Here is a 21078-nt window from a genome sequence, read left to right as displayed (position 1 = left end):
TATTTCCTAATCAAATTGTGTAGTCCAGTGACTACTATGGTGTGCCTGAAAGCAAAGTTCAACCTGTGCGGGCGTATTTTTTTCTTCATTCATTGGCGGCAGTTCACTCAACGCAAAATAGGCAGATTGAACTGTTTCACTATTTGGTTGAAATTCACCACTTAATGGTTCGCACATGACGAAGGTTTTGAGTACAGGATGCGCAAAAGGCGGAAAATTTCGTTTATGTTGTTCGTGAATAGCAATAATGAAAGTCGGTTTAACATTAAGCCCCGCTTCTTCGCGTACTTCTTTAATCGTATTACTATAAATGGTTTCTAGCACATCTATCCAGCCGCCAGGCAGTGACCAAAGTCCATCATTTTCTTGTACTAATAAAATTTTATCATCTTTGAAAATAGCTGCGCGTGAGTCTATTTTAGGGGTTTGATAACCTGCCTCATTGCAGAAAAGTGATTTGACGGTTTCTTTGGGTATTGCTGTTTTATAAGCAAGCATTTCAGCAGACAAATCCCGCAAGCGTTCATAGCGTTCAATGTCATAGATATTTTTGCAATAAGTTAACCCGTTTTGTGCAATGCTTTGGATTTCGATAGCCCAAGATAGCCAAGGTTCAGTAAGAAGTGAATCAGATTGTGTCTTCATAAAACACCTTAAAAAAACACCGCACTTTTGTGCAAAGTGCGGTGCTATTTTACATTAAATTAAGCAAAAATTATGCTTGACCTTTAACCGCTTTTAAACCTAAGAACGGAGCTGGTGTACCAGCGCGTTCTAATGCTTCTTCGATACGGATTAATTGGTTGTATTTCGCAATACGGTCAGAACGGCTCATAGAACCAGTTTTGATTTGACCTGCTGCTGTACCAACCGCTAAATCAGCGATAGTCGCATCTTCGGTTTCACCTGAACGGTGAGAGATCACAGCGGTGTAACCTGCATCTTTAGCCATTTTAATTGCCGCTAAAGTTTCAGTTAAAGAACCGATTTGGTTGAATTTGATTAAGATAGAGTTTGCGATACCTTTTTCGATACCTTCTTTTAAGATTTTGGTATTAGTGACGAATAAGTCGTCACCCACTAATTGAATGCGGTCGCCTAACACTTTAGTTTGGTATGCGAAACCATCCCAGTCAGATTCATCTTGACCATCTTCGATAGACACGATTGGGTATTGTTTAGTTAATTCTTCAAGATAGTGTGTGAACTCTTGAGAAGTGAATGAACGACCTTCGCCTTTCATTTCGTATTTGCCAGTTTCTTTGTTGTAGAACTCAGAAGATGCACAGTCCATTGCTAAAGTAACGTCTTTACCTAATACATAACCTGCTTTTTCAACAGCTTCTTTGATACATGCTAAAGCGTCTGCGTTAGATGCTAGGTTAGGTGCGAAACCACCTTCATCACCTACAGCCGTGCTCATGCCTTTAGATTTTAATACTTTCGCAAGGTTGTGGAATACTTCAGCACCGATACGAAGTGCTTCACGTAATGTTTTCGCACCAACTGGTTGAATCATGAATTCTTGGATATCAACGTTGTTATCTGCGTGCTCACCACCGTTGATGATGTTCATCATTGGTAATGGCATAGAGTAAACGCCTGGGGTGCCGTTAAGTTCTGCAATGTAAGCGTAAAGAGGTAAACCTTTAGATGCTGCTGCAGCTTTCGCGTTTGCTAAAGATACCGCTAAGATTGCGTTTGCACCGAAGTTAGATTTGTTTTCAGTACCGTCTAAATCGATCATGATTTGGTCGATTTCAGCTTGGTTAGACGCTTCTTTACCTACTAATGCATCAGCGATAGGACCGTTTACTGCAGCAACCGCTTTTAATACACCTTTACCTAAGAAACGAGATTTGTCGCCGTCACGTAATTCTAATGCTTCACGAGAACCGGTAGATGCACCTGATGGAGCCGCTGCTAAACCAACGAAACCACCTTCAAGATGAACTTCAGCTTCTACAGTTGGGTTACCACGAGAGTCGATGATTTCACGACCAATGACTTTAACGATTTTTGCCATTTTGTTTTCCTCTGTTTAAAGTTAATTAAAATTAGTTAGGCGAACCTAAAGTGGCAATATAATAAAGCAAATTTAGAAATTTGTCTTGGAAAAATGACCGCACTTTGATCTGTATCTTATTTTTCAATCAAGTGCGGTGAGATTTTGTCTATTTTTATCTAATATCTATCTAATTTTAGTGGATTTATTCATAAAAGTTCGTTAAAGTGCCAGTAAATTCCATACTGTTTTAGTATGAATTATTAAGTGTTAATTAAGACTTTATAGAATAAAAAAGGAATGATTATGTCTATTTCAACATTTTTCGAAAAGACTAAAGCGCAGATAAAAAATGCAGTGTCTGCACATCCGATTGCAATTTTTCTAATTAGTGCATTTGCAATTGGAATTTGGTTTATGGAATTAGAGCCTCGTCAAGGAAATGATCATTTGGCTTATTGGGTATTTGAGCCAATGTTGTTTATCTTTGTTTATCTCTCTCGCCCATATTCTTGGTATCGTTTTTCATGGATTGTGCCATTGGTGGCGCTGGCCATTATTGGCATGACTAATGATAGTGCAGAGTTTTATCTCACGAGTCCAAAATTTTGGGGCGCAAATTTTATTGCGTTACTGGTATTATTAGGCTTCCCATTTGAAAAAAATAATCAAGGGTTTACCTACCGTAATTTTACCAATCTATTCCATCTTGGCTTAGCGACGGCGGTATGGTTGTTGGTGTTTGGATTAGTCGCGGCTATTCTATTTACGATTACAACACTCTTTAATGTCGAGTTTTCTTATAGTTTCTACAGTCATTTTTATACTTCTTTAGGCATTTTTACTCAGCCACTGTTTTTCTTAGTGTTCCAACAACGCCAAGCTAAATCGGAAATGACGTTAAATCGCATTTTTGAAATTTTAGTTAATTTCGTATTAGCACCAGCATTGATGATTTTCACTGTGTTGCTTTATGCTTATGTTGTTCAAATTATTTTTGAAGGCGTATTACCAAAAGGGATGCTGGCTAATATTACCTTGCCTTACCTGCTTGGTGGTTTAGGCGTATATGCATTACGTTCTATTTGTGCTAAAGCCCGCTGGGAAACTTTCTTTAAGTTCTATCCATATCTTGCTATTGTGCCAATCGTGTTGCTATGGCTGGCGATTGATCGCCGTATTAGTGCTTATGCTTGGACGGAACAACGTATTTATTTAGTGGCCTTGGCTACGGCGATTACGATTGCTTATGCGATACTGATTGTGCCAAAAGCACGTCAATACCGGCTGATTTCTGGGGTTGTCATGGTGGCAATTTTTGCCATGACTTGGGTGGTGAAAACACAAGAAATCGCTTACCAAAGCCAAACGGAACGTTTTGAACAGTTATTAACAAAACTAAATTTATCCGATAGTTCAGGCAAAATTCGTAATGATGTAGATTTTGACGAACGTTTAGAAAATATGCCAAAAAGCGAGCTTAAGGATTGGAAAGAATTAGATAGTGTATCAGACTATTTGCTTTACAGTATAGAGCTAGACTCTTCTGTAGAAGATGCTTATCAAGAAAGACGAGAGGTATTTCAGAAGCAATATGGTGAAAAATCGAAAGAACTTTTGAAAGTCGATATTTATCGTGATGAGATCCGCATCGATGGCCAAGCAATTAGCAACCGAGAAATAACAATAGAATTTCTATGGGAGTCAATTGATGTCACGCCGTATAAAAAATGGATTCGTGTACCGATTTATGCATTTAATCGTACAGAGCGTCAGACTTATATGAAATCTGATGAAAAAGCGGATAAGCACGAAGAGAAGCCAGAGGTTTGCTTTGTTGAAGATCATGACAGATATTGTACGAATATGGATGAACATATTCATAAAGTATTTAAAGAACATCAGCTAGACCCGATGAAAAAAATCTCTAACGCTGAGCTTAAATCGCTTAGCCAAGATTTATTAAAAATTGATAGACCAAGCTTTACGATTTATTTGAATGAGCTTTATATGGGATTTAGACCAGAAAGTGGTTATTACTATCGTCGAATATATACGAAAGCTATTTTTGATAAGTAATCGTAAATATAAAACGCTGTGATGTTTCACAGCGTTTTTTGTAAAAATTAGCTAAAAATGACCGCTTTAAATATTAAGATATGTGTTTATAGAATACCTTTTTTAAAGCTTGCGTATGTCTGTCTAAAATACTAAACATGGTTTCTCGATCTTCTCCAAATAGCGAGTTTCCATTATTAGAACGAACTTTGTCATAAGCCGAAAAGGCGATTTCAAACTCTTCAGTGCGTAATTTAATGGTTTTGCCGTGCAGTATAAGACTTAATAGGCTGACTTCTTTAGGTGTTAATTCTGGAAATAAATGACTTATCCATAGCTCCATAGAGTATTGAACAGACTCGCTAATTTTGTCATGTATTTTACTCGCTTGGGCTTGATGTATCCGATAAAGCAACAAGGGTTCTGGTAAATTCGCAAATGTCTTTTTGTGTAATGCGCATTGTACCCACATATGAAAATCGGGTGCAGTGGCTGTTTGTGCATAATTAATCCCGAGCGCCTTGATACTAGAATGTCGCCACATTGAAGAGGGATTAATGATATTGTCTCGAGCTAAAGAAAAATGTGCTTTTATATCTTTATCTAAAAGAGGAAGTGTACTCACTTTAGTCGCTTTATCAGTTTGCCCATCATTAAAGAGCAGAGCATTACTTCCTAAAATATCAATTTCGGGATGCTCGTCTAAATATTGAACTTGTTTTTCAAAACGGTGTGGTACACAAATATCATCGGCATCCATACGTGCAACATATTCAACATTCATATAGTTAAACATATCCATGGCAAATTGCATTACAGCAGGCTCACCTTGGTTTTGTGGTAAATGGTAAACACGTAAGCGAGTATCTTTCGCCGCATAATCTTCGAGAATGTTACCTGTGTTATCGGTAGAAGCATCATTAACCGCAAGAATACAAAAATCACTAAATGTCTGATTCAATAATGACTCTAAACATTCAGCAATAAAATTTTCTGCATTGTATGCGGGTAAAATAACAGCAAGTTTCATTTTTCATTTCCGTGTAGATAAAAGCGTATTCTATTTAAATTACGGCCGCAGCGATAGTCAGAAGTTTAACTTTGTTAGTTATCTAAAATATTTTTATAGAGCGGGGCTTTGCTACTTTTCACTCACATTACAAATTCCACTATTTAATCACTGAGATATTTTGCAAAAATGCAACAAAAACTGACCGCTCTTTATTGCTGCTAGGACGTTTTCCTATCTGAAATTTAATGATTGATAGGTAAATTTAATATATCTGCAATTTCTATTATGCGAGGTGCTGCTGATTTTGGACAAACTAAGCAATAGAAATTGTCGGAACCCGTATTAACATAAAGCAAAGGCAGTTATTGATAATATTCATATTTCTTTGTGGTTTTATTTAACCATATACCTTTTTCATCATACATAATGCTTTCAATCACATTACCGTGTTGATCAAATTTATGACGTGTTGTGAGCGTCTCTTCTAATTTCCCATGTAGGTCAAAAATTTCGCGTTTTAATTCATTGTGGTTTTTGTCATAAGTAAAATCTGCTCGTCCATTATTAAAAGACGTGTTATTTACAAAGTTGCCATTTTCGAGATAACGATAAGTTTCGCAATTGCTTTCTTTTCCATTGTCATCAAAGTCACAAGCTTTGATGAGTTTATCGTCCTTGTAATGGAATTTTTTCGCATGGCCGTCAATCATCTTTGCATAATAAACAGCTTCAGAGATGAGTTTGCCATCTTTGTCGTAAACTCTTTTGATGTAATCTTCTTGAAAATTCGGTTTTTTCGGCTTTTTGCCTACATAAGTGATTTCTAAAATGATACCCGAACCATCGCGGTTTTCTTGATAGTGGTAGAGTCTTCCATGAGTCTCTTTATAGATATCGAAACGAATTTCTTCTAATCGATTGTTTTGATCATATCGATAATTCGCCGTCGTTTTATCGGAATATTCAGATTCTTGGGTAATCTCTTCAGTTTTAATTAAAAAGCCTTGTTCGTTATAAAATTGACGAACATCGTTCGTGACCACCTCTCCTTCTGCCGATTCAGGATTATCTTCCGAATGTGAAATAACAGATTTCACTTTGCCTTGTAAGTGATTCGCTTGCCAATCGGTTTGAATAGGGAAAAGTGCGAAAGCAGAGGTAGAAAGGCTAGCGAGAAGGGCAGTCAGTAAAAATTTATGCATGGTTATTCCTTTTATAACAAGCAGTTGAATTGACGAATGTTTTATAAATATATTTAAAAAGTAACCACTTATTTAAGTTAGATAAATAGTTGACTAAAATGTTATACTAATTCAAATGTTTTTTGAAGTGTAGTTAAATAAATTTGCTTTTTTATAGGGTAAGAAAATGATGAAAGTATTTCGGGAAGAGGTAATTTTTCTGTCTTGATAAGAAAAGCATAATACACAAATATATTGATTAAGAGAGATATTAGGAAATATGCAGCGTTTAAAGACACCATTAGAAATATGTTTGTGGACAATTGGTATATTGCTTGGAATTGTCACATTATTATTGATTTTGAGTTATTTCGTATTTTATGTTTTGTTTTCTTCAGCGCCACAAGATTGGGGGCTTAGAGGTGTTCAGTTACAAGATAAACCGTATTTAGCAGGGATTGATGATTTATCTCCGAATGCATTTGTTTTTGCAACAACCGGAGAAGATGCACCAGATTATGTTATTACGCTCGATAATACGTATTTTAAGTGGGGCGATTTTCGTTTAAATAAACTTTCATTAAATAGTCATGTAGTTAGAATCAATGACTTGGTTAGATTGGGTGAACAACCTGATACTGACTTAGGTATGCCAGAAACGATTTCTATTAATGGACAGTCTTGTTTGAGTAGAGGAAGTTTTGTTTTTGTACGAATAAAAGGTAAGGGGCCTTCGATGTCTTATTCTGATTTTACCTTAGCCAGTTGTGAAATACCTGAAGGTGAAGTTATTCTACCGACGATTCGTTTAAAGAGTAAAGTTGCATTTTATGAAAATCGCCAGCTCAATTATGATTATCTTTGGAAACATAATGAGTTAATCAGTTCACAAATAATGCAAGCTCATAGTTATAATACGAACTTTGTAGATCCGAGTTTGCAAGTTCAGTTAGCTAATGATAAAGATAAATTTGATATTTGGTGGTATTACACTGATTTAACCAATTATGCGAAGCTTATCCAAGTTGTTCACGGTGATTATATGGATGAAGCAAGTACTGAAAGGAATTTTGTTATTGGTGAGTGTCGTTATAAAGTAGGTAACACTCAAATTTATCTCACTGATTTAACAAAAGATACCGCACATTGGCATTTTATTGATGATTTCGATTCAGATGATATTTCTGATAAATGTAAAATGCAGATCTTGCCTTATCGTTTGGTGAAACGGTAATAGAATCAATCAAATTAAAATGCTTAAAAATGCAAAGTGCGGTCAAAAACACAAGAATTTTTGACCGCACTTGTTTATTGAATTATCAGTAAATTACTTTTCAGTTTTTAACTGATTTTCTCTTGCTGCTTTGACAAAGCCTTCAAATAATGGATGACCATCACGTGGCGTTGAAGTAAATTCTGGGTGGAATTGACATGCTACAAACCATGGATGGTTTGGTACTTCAATAATTTCCACTAATTTACGATCCGCAGATAAGCCAGTCACTTTAAGACCCGCTTTTTCAATTTGTGGAAGCAGGTTATTGTTCACTTCATAACGGTGACGGTGACGTTCTTCAATGGTTTCTTTGCCATATAATGCACGCGCTTTTGAGCCTTCAATTAAATGACATTGTTGCGCACCTAAACGCATCGTACCACCCAGATCTGAATTATCATCACGGGTTTCAATGTGGCCTTCCGCATCTTGCCATTCAGTGATTAAGCCCACAACAGGTTGCTCACAGTGACGATCAAATTCAGATGAATTCGCTTTCTCAAGACCTGCAACGTTACGCGCATATTCGATTAATGCAATTTGCATCCCTAAACAAATACCGAGGTAAGGCACATTGTTTTCACGTGCATATTTTGCTGTCAAAATTTTGCCTTCTACACCACGATAGCCAAAGCCGCCCGGTACTAAAATACCATCGACACCTTTTAATACGTCAGTGCCTTTGGTTTCAACATCTTGAGAGTCAATATATTTGATATGCACACTTAAACGGTTTTTTAAACCAGCGTGTTTTAAGGCTTCATTCACTGATTTATAAGCGTCTGGTAATTCAGTATATTTACCTACCATACCGATGGTCACATCGCCCACTGGGTTTGCTTCTTGATAAAGCACTTGTTCCCATTCAGAAAGATCAGCTTCAGGACAGTCTAAGTGGAAACGTTGACAGATGAATTCATCTAAACCTTGTGATTTCAATAATGCCGGAATTTGGTAGATTGAATTTACATCTTTTAATGAGATGACCGCACGTTCTGGTACGTTACAGAATAAGGCGATTTTTGCACGTTCGTTTGGTGGAATCATGCGATCTGAACGGCAGATAAGCACATCTGGCTGAATACCAATCGAAAGTAATTCTTTTACAGAATGTTGAGTTGGTTTGGTTTTTACTTCACCCGCAGTCGGGATGTATGGCACTAACGTTAAATGCATAAAGATAGTATGCTCACGCCCCACTTGTACGGCAAGTTGACGCAGTGCTTCTAAGAATGGAAGTGATTCAATATCACCCACTGTTCCGCCTACTTCCACGATAACCACATCATGGCCTTGCGCACCGGCAATCACGCGATCTTTGATTTCATTGGTGATGTGTGGGATAACTTGAATTGTCGCACCTAAATAATCACCACGACGCTCTTTGCGTAATACTTCTGAGTAAATTTTACCTGTCGTGAAGTTATTGCGTTTTGTCATTTTGGTACGAATAAAACGCTCGTAGTGACCTAAGTCTAAATCGGTTTCCGCCCCGTCTTGTGTCACGAACACTTCGCCGTGTTGGGTTGGGCTCATTGTACCCGGATCCACGTTGATGTAAGGGTCTAATTTCATAATAGTCACGTTTAAGCCACGTGCTTCTAAAATGGCTGCCAATGATGCTGCAGCAATACCTTTACCTAACGATGAAACCACACCGCCTGTGACGAAAATATAATTTGTAGCCATAGTGAGAGACCTAAAATGTTGGGATAAAAATGATTATAGCCAATCATCTTTTATGCAAATTTGTGCAGAATACTGAAAAGTGCGGTCAAAAATAAAAGAAAAAGATGATTAGCTATCAAGACGGGAGGATAGTTTACAGGATTTGAGATTTTTATACAATCTTGTCTTGTCAGGAATGTATGAAAATTAAATGGCTTATCATATTCTCCATTCTACGATAGAATACGCCCAAATTTTTTATAAAGAAGAGATGAATTTATGACAAATAAAGCATTAAGCGTGGTGATTTTAGCGGCCGGTAAAGGCACTCGTATGTATTCTGATTTACCAAAAGTCTTGCATAAAGTGGCAGGAAAACCGATGGTCAAACATGTGATCGATACGGCAAATCAATTAGGTGCGGAAAACGTGCATTTGATTTATGGTCACGGTGGCGAATTAATGCGTGAGCGTTTGGCAAATGAAAGCGTGAACTGGGTATTCCAAGCGGAACAATTGGGTACAGGACATGCTATGCAACAAGCAATGCCTTTTTTCCGTGATGATGAAAATGTTTTAATGGTGTATGGCGATGGCCCAATGATTACACCGGAAACATTGCAAAAATTAATCGATGCGAAACCTGAAAATGGTATCGCAGTGTTAACCGTCGTATTAGATAACCCAACAGGTTATGGTCGAATCGTACGTGAAAATGGCAAAGTTGTAGGGATTGTTGAACAAAAAGATGCAACACCTGAGCAGCTTAAAATTCAAGAGATTAATACAGGTGTGTTAGTTTCAGATGGTGCAAGTTTCAAAAAATGGTTAGCGCGTTTAGATAATAATAATGCACAAGGCGAGTTTTATATTACTGATGTAATTGGCTTAGCTCATCAAGATGGTTGTCCGATTGTAGCTGTTCAAGCAACTGATTTTATGGAAGTTGAAGGGGTAAATAATCGCCTACAATTAGCCAAAATGGAACGCTATTATCAACGTAAACAAGCAGAAAAACTTTTACTTGCAGGCGTGATGTTGATTGACCCTGAGCGTTTTGATTTACGCGGCACATTAGAGCACGGTAAAGATGTTGAAATTGATGTGAATGTAATTGTGGAAGGCAATGTGCGCTTGGGTGATCGTGTAAAAATCGGTGCAGGTTGCGTATTGAAAAACGTGACCATTGGTGATGATGTTGAAATCAAGCCTTATTCTGTTTTAGAAGATGCGACAATTGGTGAGAAAGCGGCGATTGGTCCATTCTCTCGTTTACGTCCAGGTGCTGAATTAGCCGCTGAAACCCATGTGGGCAACTTTGTGGAAATTAAAAAATCCACAGTGGGTAAAGGCTCTAAAGTAAACCACCTGACTTATGTGGGTGATACCGAAATCGGTGAAAACTGTAATATCGGTGCGGGTGTCATTACTTGTAACTATGATGGTGCAAATAAATTTAAAACAATCATTGGTAACAATGTGTTTGTGGGGTCGGATACGCAGTTAGTTGCACCAGTTACCGTGGCAGATGGTGCAACTATTGGGGCAGGTTCAACGATTACTCAAAATATTGAGAAAGATGAGCTGGTGATTACTCGCGTGCCTCAACGTCATATTCAAGGTTGGCAAAGACCGGTGAAGAAAAAATAATTAACATTGCAAGGCGAACCAATGTGTTCGCCTTTTATAATTTGATGCCTTTTACTTTATAAAGGCTATTCGAGTTGCTAAAATCATCGTCCATTTATAAAGACAGATAATTTCCTATGACAAAAAATAAAACAGGACTTTCATTCCTTTGGATAAGTGCGGTCGCATTTATCCTCGATTTACTGACCAAATATATTGTGGTTCAGCGCTTTGATTTATATGAAAGCGTAAATATATTGCCTATTTTTAATCTGACCTATGTGCGCAATCCTGGGGCTGCGTTCAGTTTATTTGCAGATCATGATGGTTGGCAGAAGTATTTCTTTATCGTGCTCGCGATTGGGATTTCCTTAATGCTAGCTTACTTTATGAAAAAGAATTCGGCAGAACAAAAATTACAAAACTCAGCTTATGCGCTGATTATTGGTGGCGCGTTAGCCAATATGGTGGACCGAGCGTATAACGGTTTTGTAGTGGATTTCTTAGATTTTTATTGGGATATTCATCATTATCCGGTATTTAATGTGGCAGATATTGCCATTTGTATTGGTGCGGGTTTATTAGCATTAGATGCCTTTAAAGGTGATAAAAAGAGCGGTCAAAAATGAAGATAATTTTAGCTAATCCTCGCGGATTTTGCGCGGGTGTCGATCGAGCCATTAGCATTGTTGAATTAGCGCTTGAAATTCATGGTGCACCGATCTATGTCCGTCACGAAGTGGTGCATAACCGTTTTGTGGTGAATGGTTTACGTGAGCGTGGGGCGATCTTCGTCGAAGAATTAAGTGAAGTACCAGATGGCGCTATTGTGATTTTCTCTGCTCATGGTGTGTCACAAGCCGTTCGTCAGGAAGCGAAAGATCGTCAGTTAAAAGTATTCGATGCTACTTGTCCGTTGGTAACCAAAGTACATATGCAAGTCGCACGTGCGAGCCGTAAAGGGACGAAAGCGATTTTGATCGGGCACAAAGGGCATCCAGAAGTGGAAGGCACAATGGGGCAGTATAATAATGCCGAAGGTGGTATTTTCTTAATTGAAAGCGTAGAAGATATTGCTCGTTTGCCGGTTCAAGAAAATGATGATTTAACCTTTATGACACAAACTACGCTTTCTCTTGATGATACGGCGGAAACTATCAGTGCATTGAAAAGCAAATACCCTGCAATTCAAGGGCCTCATAAAAACGATATTTGCTATGCGACAACCAATCGCCAAGAAGCCGTGCGTGAATTAGCGAAACAGTGTGATTTAGTGGTGGTTGTCGGCTCTAAAAACTCATCAAATTCTAACCGTTTAGCTGAGTTGGCATCGCGTATGGGCGTGAAATCAAAATTGATTGATGATCCAAATGATGTGGCGGCAGATTGGTTTGAAGGCGTTGAAACAATTGGCGTAACCGCAGGCGCTTCAGCACCGGAAGAGTTGGTGCAATCCGTGATTGCTCGCTTGAAAGAGTTTGGTGCCGATAGTATCGAAGAGCTTCAAGGCTTAGAAGAGAATATGTTCTTTGAAGTTCCAAAAGAGCTACGAATAAAAGAAGTGAACTAATTCGATTAAAAAGTGCGGTTAATTTACCGCACTTTTTTGTGTTATTTTATTTTTTATTGTGCACTTTAAGCCATTTTTGCATTTGTTCAATTTCTGCTTGTTGAGCGTTAATAATATTCTCAGCAAGCTTACGCATCTCAGGATCTTTTCCGTATTTTAATTCAACTTCCGCCATTTTTACTGCGCCAATATGGTGTGGCAACATACCTGCTGCAAAAGCGACATCGGGATCTTGATATTGCATAGCTGCCATCATGTCTTGATGCATTTGATTCATACCTTGCATTAATTCTTGTTGCATTGCAGAACCTGTCGACATTGGCATATTCATGTGTGCTTGGTGCGGTTGTTCATTCGCTTGGGCACAAATTGAAACTGCAGCAGCACTAAGTGTAATAAAAGTCATAAGTTTTTTCATGTGTATTCTCCTGTTTCTCACTTAAGGTAGCAAATCATAAACGTTAACCTAAGGTTAAGGTCAATATTTATTCCGAAATTTTTTGGTGAGATGCTAAAATGAGACAACGTTTGATATGAGGAACAACATCATGAAACAAAAAATTGTGCTTGCCACGGGCAATAAAGGCAAAGTAAAAGAAATGGCGGACGTATTAGCCGATTTCGGTTTTGAAGTCATTGCTCAGACAGATTTAGGCATTGAAAGCCCAGAGGAAACTGGCTTAACGTTTGTTGAAAATGCCATTCTGAAAGCACGTTATGCATCTGAAAAATCGGGTTTACCGGCTATTGCAGATGATTCCGGTCTTGTGGTGGAGGCGTTAAATGGTGCGCCTGGATTGTATTCTGCTCGTTATGCAGGAGTGGATGGTGATGAAGCTGATGCGAAAAACCGAGAAAAATTATTGGCAGAATTAGCCGATGTACCGACTGAACGTCGCCAAGCAAAATTTGTGAGTACGATTGTGTTATTACAACACCCAAGTGATCCTTCTCCGATCATTGCTCAAGGTGAATGTGACGGGCAGATTATTTATGAAGAGAAAGGTGAAAATGGCTTTGGTTACGACTCGCTCTTTTTTAGCCCTGAAAAAGGTTGTACTTTTGCCGAATTAGAAACCGTAGAGAAAAAGAAAATTTCTCATCGAGCGAAGGCATTAGCTGTTTTAAAATCAAAATTAACTGCCTAAAGTGCGGTTGATTTTTAACGAGAATTAAAAGATACAAAATGATTATTACCACTACGCCTAATATTGAAGGTAAACAAATCGTAGAATATAAACAAGTCGTCTTTGGAGAAGTGATTGCTGGGGCAAATTTCATACGTGATTTTTTTGCAGCCATTACCGATGTGATTGGTGGGCGTTCGAGTGTTTATGAGCGTCGTATTAGCCGTGCACGCCAAGATGCCTTGAAAGAGTTGGAAGAAAAAGCGATTGCGTTAGGAGCAAATGCCGTGGTTGGCGTAGAGATTAATTACGCAACAGTAAGCAATAAAAGTATGTTTATGGTGATTGCAAGTGGTACGGCAGTGGTGGTGCGCTAAGGTCGTTTTTTCATTTGCTTAAATGTAATTTTTGCGATCAAGATCGCAAAAGTGCGGTCGATTTCTTGCGTGTTTTCTGTGTTTCTTAAAAATGTCACTGTTGATATGAATCAACGGTACTTATTTGTTAATAAAGGACATTTTTATGAAATTATTGATGAAACAGTTATTTAGTTCATTATTTATTGCAGGCGCGATGTTGAGCACACAAGCGCTTGCAGAAGAAAAGACAGCTGAGCAGGCTCAACCGCAAATGCAAGTGCAGCAACAAACTGCTGTACAAGCACCATCACAAACTGTACAACAAACGGTGAGTGATAAATTAAATATCAATACCGCCAGTGCATCAGAAATTCAAAAAGCACTAATTGGTATTGGTGCGAAAAAGGCGGAAGCCATTGTGCAGTATCGTGAAAAGCACGGTAATTTTACTATGGCAGAGCAATTGCTTGAAGTACAAGGCATTGGTAAAGCAACGTTAGAGAAAAATCGCGATCGTATTGCGTTTTAATCTGCGTTATTTATATATAAAAAGCGGGATAGTGATATCTCGCTTTTTTTGTATTTGAAGATAAAATTTACCAAAACTTGCAAAATATCAAATTTTTTTGAAATAAATGGGGGATTTCTTGCAAAGGTTTTTTAAGAGAGTAGAATAACAACAGGTATGAAAATACCTATGTTGAAGTATAAAAATAATCAATTAATTATTTGGAGTAAGATATGGCATCAGAAAATTTAAATCAATCTTCTGTTGCTCTCACACCAGTTGAAGCAACGGATTATGCTGAAAACGTCGCTGCGTATAAAGCGCAAAAACGTCCATTTTTATCATTCATGTCTGGTATTAGTGCTGGGGCTTGTATTGCATTAGCCTTTGTATTTTATACGACAACTCAAACAGCGAGCGCTGGCGCGCCTTGGGGATTAACCAAGTTAGTTGGTGGATTAGTCTTTTCCTTAGGCGTAATTATGGTGGTGATTTTAGGATCTGAATTATTCACCTCTTCTACTTTAACCTTAGTTGCCCGCGTAGGCGGAAAAATAACCACAACCCAAATGATTCGAAATTGGATTGTGGTGTATTTAGGCAACTTCGTAGGCGGTTTATTTATTGCTGCGGTGATTTGGTTTGGGGGACAAACCATGGCAGCAAGTGGTCAATGGGGTTTAACCATTTTGGCAACCGCGCAACATAAAATTCATCATACTTGGTTTGAAGCATTTAACCTTGGTATTTTATGTAACATTATGGTGTGTGTAGCGGTATGGATGTCTTATTCCGGTAAAACTGTTACAGACAAAGCATTTATTATGATTATGCCGATTGGTTTATTTGTGGCATCAGGTTTTGAACACTGTGTGGCAAATATGTTTATGATTCCGCTTGGCATTATTACAGCACACTTTAGTACACCAGAATTTTGGCAACAAATTGGTGTGGATCCAATGAAATATGCAGACTTAGATCTTTATCATTTCATTGTGAAGAATTTAATTCCCGTAACGTTGGGCAACATTGTGGGCGGCGCAGTTTGTATCGGCTTATTCCAACGTTATTTAACCAAAGTTCACTAATGTACTAACGAACTAAACAAGACTTATTTTTTATCAATTAAAAAAGGAAATGACTATGTCAGAACTTAATGAAGCACAAAAAGTTGCGTGGGCAGGATTCGTTGCCGGTGATTGGCAAGAAAACGTCAACGTGCGTGATTTTATTCAGAAGAACTACACCCCGTATGAAGGTGATGATTCTTTCTTAGCTGGTCCAACCGAAGCGACAACAAAACTTTGGGAAACCGTAATGGAAGGGATCAAAGTTGAAAACCGCACTCACGCGCCATTAGACTTTGACGAACATACGCCTTCAACGATTATTTCTCACGCTCCAGGCTACATCAATAAAGACTTGGAGAAAATCGTAGGTCTTCAAACTGATGCTCCATTAAAACGTGCCATTATGCCATTTGGTGGTATTAAAATGGTGGAAGGTTCATGTAAAGTTTACGGTCGTGAATTAAATCCTGAAGTGAAAAAAATCTTCACTGAATACCGTAAAACACATAACCAAGGTGTATTCGATGTTTATACGCCGGATATTTTACGTTGCCGTAAATCAGGTGTATTAACTGGTCTTCCTGATGCTTACGGTCGTGGCCGTATTATCGGTGACTACCGTCGTGTAGCACTTTACGGTGTAGACTTCTTAATGAAAGATAAATACGCACAGTTCTCTTCTTTACAAAAAGACTTAGAAGATGGCGTAAATCTTGAAGCAACTATCCGTTTACGTGAAGAAATCGCAGAACAACACCGTGCATTAGGCCAAATGAAACAAATGGCAGCAAGCTACGGTTACGATATTTCTAACCCAGCAACTAACGCTAAAGAAGCAATTCAATGGATGTACTTTGCTTACTTAGCAGCAATCAAATCACAAAACGGTGCAGCGATGTCATTTGGTCGTACTGCAACCTTTATCGATATCTATATCGAACGTGATTTAAAAGCGGGTAAAATTACTGAAACTGAAGCGCAAGAATTAGTTGACCACTTAGTCATGAAGCTTCGTATGGTTCGTTTCTTACGTACACCTGAATACGATCAATTATTCTCTGGTGACCCAATGTGGGCAACTGAAACCATCGCAGGTATGGGTTTAGATGGCCGTACATTAGTAACCAAAAATACATTCCGTATTTTACACACCCTTTACAACATGGGTACTTCTCCAGAACCAAACTTAACGATTCTTTGGTCTGAACAGTTACCTGAAAACTTCAAACGTTTCTGTGCGAAAGTATCGATTGATACCTCATCAGTTCAATACGAAAACGATGATTTAATGCGTCCAGACTTCAACAATGATGACTACGCAATCGCATGTTGTGTATCACCAATGGTTGTTGGTAAACAAATGCAATTCTTCGGTGCTCGTGCAAACTTAGCGAAAACATTGTTATACGCAATCAACGGCGGTATCGATGAAAAATTAGGTATGCAAGTAGGTCCGAAAACTGCACCAATCACTGATGAAGTGTTAGATTTCGACACAGTCATGACTCGTATGGACAGCTTTATGGATTGGTTGGCAAAACAATATGTGACAGCCTTAAACATCATCCACTACATGCACGATAAATATTCATACGAAGCAGCATTAATGGCGTTACATGATCGTGATGTATATCGTACTATGGCTTGTGGTATCGCAGGTCTTTCTGTTGCAGCAGACTCACTTTCAGCAATTAAATATGCGAAAGTTAAACCAGTTCGTGGTGACATCAAAGATAAAGATGGCAATGTTGTAGCAAGCAACGTAGCGATCGACTTCGAAATCGAAGGTGAATATCCACAATATGGTAACAACGACAACCGTGTTGATGACATCGCTTGTGACTTAGTTGAACGTTTCATGAAGAAAATTCAAAAACTTAAAACTTACCGCAATGCTGTGCCTACACAGTCTGTATTAACCATTACTTCTAACGTGGTTTATGGTAAGAAAACAGGTAACACCCCAGATGGTCGTCGTGCTGGCGCACCATTCGGACCTGGTGCTAACCCAATGCACGGCCGTGACCAAAAAGGTGCGGTAGCATCATTAACTTCTGTGGCTAAACTTCCATTTGCTTACGCAAAAGATGGTATTTCTTACACCTTCTCAATCGTACCAAATGCGTTAGGTAAAGATCCAGAAGCACAACGCCGCAACCTTGCTGGCTTAATGGATGGTTACTTCCACCATGAAGCCGCAGTAGAAGGTGGTCAACACTTAAATGTGAACGTGTTAAACCGTGAAATGTTATTAGATGCGATGGAAAATCCGGACAAATATCCGCAATTAACCATTCGTGTATCTGGTTACGCAGTACGTTTCAACTCTTTAACTAAAGAGCAACAACAAGACGTCGTGACTCGTACATTCACAGAATCGTTCTAAAACACGATAAAATTTAACCGCACTTTAGCGGGAACATAAAAATTATGAGCCTGATTTAAGTCAGGCTCATTTTTTATAGATGATATTTTTGGTAAAATTTAGCTATATTCATTTTGGGGAAATTTCAGTATGTCTGTTCTAGGAAGAATTCACTCCTTTGAATCCTGTGGAACCGTGGATGGTCCTGGCATTCGTTTTATTTTATTTATGCAAGGCTGTTTAATGCGTTGCAAATATTGCCACAACCGTGATACTTGGGATCTTGATGGTGGTCGTGAAATCAGTGTGGAAGAACTTATGAAAGAAGTGGTGAGTTATCGTCACTTTATGAATGCAACCGGTGGTGGTGTAACAGCATCAGGTGGTGAAGCGATTCTTCAAGCTGAGTTTGTTCGTGATTGGTTTCGAGCTTGTAAAGCAGAAGGGATTAATACTTGTTTAGATACTAATGGGTTTGTACGTCATTATGACCATATTATTGATGAACTACTCGATGTAACCGATCTCATTTTGCTTGATTTAAAAGAACTGAACGACAAAGTACACCAGAATTTGATCGGCGTACCGAATAAACGAACGCTGGAATTTGCGAAATATTTGCAAAAACGTAATCAGCGTACCTGGATTCGTTATGTAGTAGTTCCAGGCTATACAGATAACGATCATGATGTTCATCTGCTCGGACAGTTTATTGAAGGTATGACCAATATTGAAAAAGTTGAACTTCTCCCTTATCATCGCTTAGGAGCTCATAAATGGAAAACCCTTGGCTTTGACTATGAACTCGAAGATGTATTGCCACCGACAAAAGAGTCGCTTGAGCATATTAAAAATATCTTAGAGGGGTACGGACATACCGTAAAATACTAAGCGATAGTGCTAAACGGTAAACAGCAAGCTTCAGTAAGCTTTAAGGAGAGAAAAATGAAAAAATTAGTATTAACGTTTTTAGGTGTAGCCCTTTTAGCAGGTTGTTCAGCTGTTCAATCGCCAGTTACACAAGAAGAGGTGACATTAACCGCCCCTTCAAAAGATAGAGTAGGGTATGTGCGATTAGTAAAAGATAAAAATTATTACATTGATACTGATTCTATTTGGGTAGATAACCAAGATTTAAACCAAGTGCATTTTGATGCGGTGGTAAATTTGGATAAAGGTTTATATGTATATCCAAATGAGAAAAGACGCTATGCGCGTTCTGTTCGCCAATATAAAATCTTAAACTGTAAGAACTACCATTTAACCCAAGTTCGTACTGATTTTTATGATGATTTCTGGGGTGAAGGTTTACGTGCCGCACCGAAAAAACAAGATAAATATACAATCAGCTTAAAACCTAATACAACGCTCTATGCAGCCGCACAAATCATTTGTGTAAACTCAGATAGAAAACCTTCTTTAGAGTTAGAAGGCTCAAAAGCGAAATAATCAATCAAAATGCGGTTAGAAATAACCGCATTTTTTATCCCTATAAAAAGTCATTATCAGACAATAAAAAACGGCCAATATTCATTAAATATTGACCGCTCTTTTTATCTCATAATGAAAGATTATTTCACACGAGAAACGTATTCACCTGAACGAGTATCGACTTTAATCACTTCACCGATTTGAACGAAAAGAGGTACTTTCACCACAGCGCCAGTGCTTAATGTTGCTGGTTTACCGCCTGTACCTGCAGTATCACCTTTAAGACCTGGGTCTGTATCGATGATTTCTAATTCTACGAAGTTTGGTGGTGTGATGCTGATTGGTGCACCATTCCATAAAGTCACGATACAATCTGCTTGGTCTAATAACCATTTTTCTGCATCACCTACTGCTTTTGCATCAGCAGAGTATTGTTCGAATGTTTCTGGGTGCATGAAGTACCAGAATGCATCATCTTTGTATGAATAAGTCAGGTTAAGATCCATAACATCAGCAGCTTCAACCGAAGTACCAGATTTGAAGTTTACGTCTAATACTTTGCCTGAAATTAATTTACGAATACGAGTACGAGTAAAAGCTTGACCTTTACCTGGTTTAACGAATTCGTTTTCAACGATCACACAAGGCTCACCGTCTTGCATAAATTTTAGACCTGGTTTGAAATCACTGGTAGTATATGTAGCCATATTAAAAATATCCTAAAAAATAGAGATTGTTTGAAAGTGCGTATTTTAACCCGAAATATTGCGATTAGAGAAGAACAAAATTGGTTAGAAACCCTAAAAAATGCGATTTCTGATCCGAAAATCTTATTAAAAACCTTAAATTTGCCCGTTGAAGATTTTGCCGAGGACATCGCTGCTCGTAAACTTTTTGCTATGCGAGTGCCTTTGCCTTTTGTTGAAAAAATGGAAAAAGGGAATCCTAAAGACCCGCTTTTTTTACAAGTGATGACAGCTCAACAAGAATTTATTGAAGCGGAGGGTTTTAGCCAAGATCCTTTAGATGAGCAGCAAAAAAATGCCGTGCCTAATATTCTGCACAAATACCAAAATCGCTTGCTGTTTATGGCAAAAGGGGGCTGTGCAGTTAATTGCCGCTATTGTTTCCGTCGTCATTTTCCTTATGATCAAAACCCAGGCAATAAAACCAGTTGGCAACAAGCAATAGACTATATTGCCGCACATTCTGAAATCGAAGAAGTGATTTTTTCAGGTGGCGATCCGATGATGGCGAAGGATAGTGAATGGGCGTGGCTATTAGAACGCCTCGAAAAGATACCGCACTTACAGCGTTTACGTATTCACTCTCGTTTGCCTGTTGTGATTCCAGAGCGCATTACGGATGAATTTTGTGATTTATTGCTAAAAAGCCCATTACAAGCAGTGTTTGTGACACATATCAATCACCCAAATGAAATTGATGAAGAACTTGCTTTTGCTATGCAAAAACTGGCAGGCGCTAAAGTCACGTTACTCAATCAATCCGTCCTTTTAAAGGATGTGAATGATAACCCACATACATTAAAAGCATTGAGCGATAAGCTGTTTCAAGCAGGAATTTTGCCTTATTACTTGCATTTGTTGGATAAAGTGCAAGGTGCGAGCCATTTCTATATTTCAGATGAGAAAGCGTTACAAATTTATAAAGAATTACAGGCGCTCACTTCTGGCTATTTAGTACCCAAATTAGCTCGAGAAATCGGTGGAGAGCCAAATAAGACTTTATACACAGCGTAAGATCCGATAAAATACGATTCAATTTTTCACCGCACTTTTTGTGCGATCTTTAGTTTAGC

General features: G+C 38.3%; 20 protein-coding genes. 13 read left to right on the top strand and 7 right to left on the bottom strand.

The genetic code is table 11. From position 1 onward, the window contains the following. Positions 1 to 6: 6 nt before the first annotated feature. Positions 7 to 645: an NUDIX hydrolase N-terminal domain-containing protein gene (locus INP94_RS01505; RefSeq protein ID WP_197543811.1), complete on the bottom strand. Its 639-nt coding sequence runs from the start codon at positions 643 to 645 to the stop codon at positions 7 to 9. Between the two features lie 70 nt (positions 646 to 715). Then, on the bottom strand, positions 716 to 2026 hold the full coding sequence (gene eno, locus INP94_RS01500; RefSeq protein ID WP_197543810.1) for a phosphopyruvate hydratase: 1311 nt from the start codon (positions 2024 to 2026) through the stop codon (positions 716 to 718). A gap of 285 nt (positions 2027 to 2311) precedes the next feature. On the opposite strand from eno, the gene INP94_RS01495 reads away from it, so the two are divergent. Then, positions 2312 to 4084: a DUF4153 domain-containing protein gene (locus tag INP94_RS01495; protein ID WP_197543809.1), complete on the top strand. Its 1773-nt coding sequence runs from the start codon at positions 2312 to 2314 to the stop codon at positions 4082 to 4084. A 73-nt stretch (positions 4085 to 4157) separates the two neighbouring features. Here the strand turns inward: INP94_RS01495 and INP94_RS01490 are convergent, their stop codons facing one another. Both INP94_RS01490 and INP94_RS01485 read right to left on the bottom strand, forming a co-directional pair. After that, positions 4158 to 5093 (bottom strand): glycosyltransferase family 2 protein, encoded by a 936-nt coding sequence (locus INP94_RS01490; RefSeq protein WP_197543808.1) that lies wholly within the window; start codon positions 5091 to 5093, stop codon positions 4158 to 4160. A 344-nt stretch (positions 5094 to 5437) separates the two neighbouring features. After that, positions 5438 to 6277: a hypothetical protein gene (locus INP94_RS01485; RefSeq protein WP_197543807.1), complete on the bottom strand. Its 840-nt coding sequence runs from the start codon at positions 6275 to 6277 to the stop codon at positions 5438 to 5440. Positions 6278 to 6536: 259 nt separating this feature from the next. Between INP94_RS01485 and INP94_RS01480 the strand changes: the two genes are divergently transcribed. Further along, entirely contained in the window at positions 6537 to 7490 is a 954-nt protein-coding gene (locus INP94_RS01480; RefSeq protein ID WP_197543806.1) for a hypothetical protein, read from the top strand. Positions 7491 to 7583: 93 nt separating this feature from the next. Here the strand turns inward: INP94_RS01480 and pyrG are convergent, their stop codons facing one another. Continuing rightward, positions 7584 to 9221 (bottom strand): glutamine hydrolyzing CTP synthase, encoded by a 1638-nt coding sequence (gene pyrG / locus INP94_RS01475; RefSeq protein WP_070582690.1) that lies wholly within the window; start codon positions 9219 to 9221, stop codon positions 7584 to 7586. 258 nt (positions 9222 to 9479) lie between these two features. Between pyrG and glmU the strand changes: the two genes are divergently transcribed. The 3 genes from glmU (at position 9480) to ispH (ending at position 12399) form a co-directional block, all read left to right on the top strand. After that, positions 9480 to 10850 carry a bifunctional UDP-N-acetylglucosamine diphosphorylase/glucosamine-1-phosphate N-acetyltransferase GlmU gene (gene glmU / locus INP94_RS01470; protein WP_049371771.1) on the top strand — a complete coding sequence of 457 codons (1371 nt, stop codon included), beginning with the start codon at positions 9480 to 9482 and terminating at the stop codon, positions 10848 to 10850. Between the two features lie 116 nt (positions 10851 to 10966). Further along, positions 10967 to 11458 (top strand): signal peptidase II, encoded by a 492-nt coding sequence (gene lspA, locus INP94_RS01465; protein WP_005695245.1) that lies wholly within the window; start codon positions 10967 to 10969, stop codon positions 11456 to 11458. Then, positions 11455 to 12399: a 4-hydroxy-3-methylbut-2-enyl diphosphate reductase gene (ispH, locus tag INP94_RS01460; protein WP_197543805.1), complete on the top strand. Its 945-nt coding sequence runs from the start codon at positions 11455 to 11457 to the stop codon at positions 12397 to 12399. Before lspA ends, ispH begins: the two co-directional genes overlap by 4 nt. A 46-nt stretch (positions 12400 to 12445) precedes the next feature. On the opposite strand, the gene copM is transcribed toward ispH, so the two are convergent. Then, positions 12446 to 12817: a CopM family metallochaperone gene (gene copM / locus INP94_RS01455; protein WP_070868331.1), complete on the bottom strand. Its 372-nt coding sequence runs from the start codon at positions 12815 to 12817 to the stop codon at positions 12446 to 12448. A gap of 130 nt (positions 12818 to 12947) precedes the next feature. Here copM and rdgB point away from each other — a divergent pair, with 130 nt between their 5' ends. The 7 genes from rdgB to INP94_RS01420 all read left to right on the top strand — a co-directional run bounded on the left by rdgB (position 12948) and on the right by INP94_RS01420 (position 19277). Continuing rightward, the gene (gene rdgB, locus INP94_RS01450; RefSeq protein WP_178410614.1) at positions 12948 to 13547 is read left to right on the top strand and encodes an RdgB/HAM1 family non-canonical purine NTP pyrophosphatase; all 600 of its coding nucleotides are present in this window, start codon (positions 12948 to 12950) and stop codon (positions 13545 to 13547) included. Positions 13548 to 13585: 38 nt separating this feature from the next. Continuing rightward, entirely contained in the window at positions 13586 to 13903 is a 318-nt protein-coding gene (locus tag INP94_RS01445; protein ID WP_005695251.1) for a heavy metal-binding domain-containing protein, read from the top strand. A 145-nt stretch (positions 13904 to 14048) separates the two neighbouring features. Beyond that, positions 14049 to 14414 (top strand): helix-hairpin-helix domain-containing protein, encoded by a 366-nt coding sequence (locus INP94_RS01440; RefSeq protein WP_197543804.1) that lies wholly within the window; start codon positions 14049 to 14051, stop codon positions 14412 to 14414. 212 nt (positions 14415 to 14626) lie between these two features. Further along, positions 14627 to 15481, top strand: coding sequence for a formate transporter FocA (focA, locus tag INP94_RS01435; protein ID WP_197543803.1), 855 nt, complete (start codon positions 14627 to 14629; stop codon positions 15479 to 15481). 55 nt (positions 15482 to 15536) lie between these two features. Beyond that, positions 15537 to 17849, top strand: a complete 2313-nt coding sequence (gene pflB / locus INP94_RS01430) for a formate C-acetyltransferase (protein WP_197543802.1) — start codon at positions 15537 to 15539, stop codon at positions 17847 to 17849. A 129-nt stretch (positions 17850 to 17978) separates the two neighbouring features. Next, on the top strand, positions 17979 to 18719 hold the full coding sequence (gene pflA / locus INP94_RS01425; RefSeq protein ID WP_197543801.1) for a pyruvate formate lyase 1-activating protein: 741 nt from the start codon (positions 17979 to 17981) through the stop codon (positions 18717 to 18719). Between the two features lie 54 nt (positions 18720 to 18773). Continuing rightward, positions 18774 to 19277, top strand: coding sequence for a surface-adhesin E family protein (locus tag INP94_RS01420; RefSeq protein ID WP_197543800.1), 504 nt, complete (start codon positions 18774 to 18776; stop codon positions 19275 to 19277). A 122-nt stretch (positions 19278 to 19399) separates the two neighbouring features. On the opposite strand, the gene efp is transcribed toward INP94_RS01420, so the two are convergent. After that, positions 19400 to 19966 carry an elongation factor P gene (gene efp / locus INP94_RS01415; RefSeq protein ID WP_007241760.1) on the bottom strand — a complete coding sequence of 189 codons (567 nt, stop codon included), beginning with the start codon at positions 19964 to 19966 and terminating at the stop codon, positions 19400 to 19402. Between the two features lie 36 nt (positions 19967 to 20002). Between efp and epmB the strand changes: the two genes are divergently transcribed. Further along, entirely contained in the window at positions 20003 to 21019 is a 1017-nt protein-coding gene (gene epmB / locus INP94_RS01410; RefSeq protein ID WP_197544254.1) for an EF-P beta-lysylation protein EpmB, read from the top strand. Positions 21020 to 21078: the final 59 nt, after the last annotated feature.

This window comes from Haemophilus parainfluenzae, from assembly GCF_014931395.1.
Taxonomy (GTDB): Bacteria; Pseudomonadota; Gammaproteobacteria; order Enterobacterales; family Pasteurellaceae; genus Haemophilus_D.
Note: the sequence above shows the minus strand (reverse complement) of the source record. Positions and strands in the feature narration are given on the sequence as shown.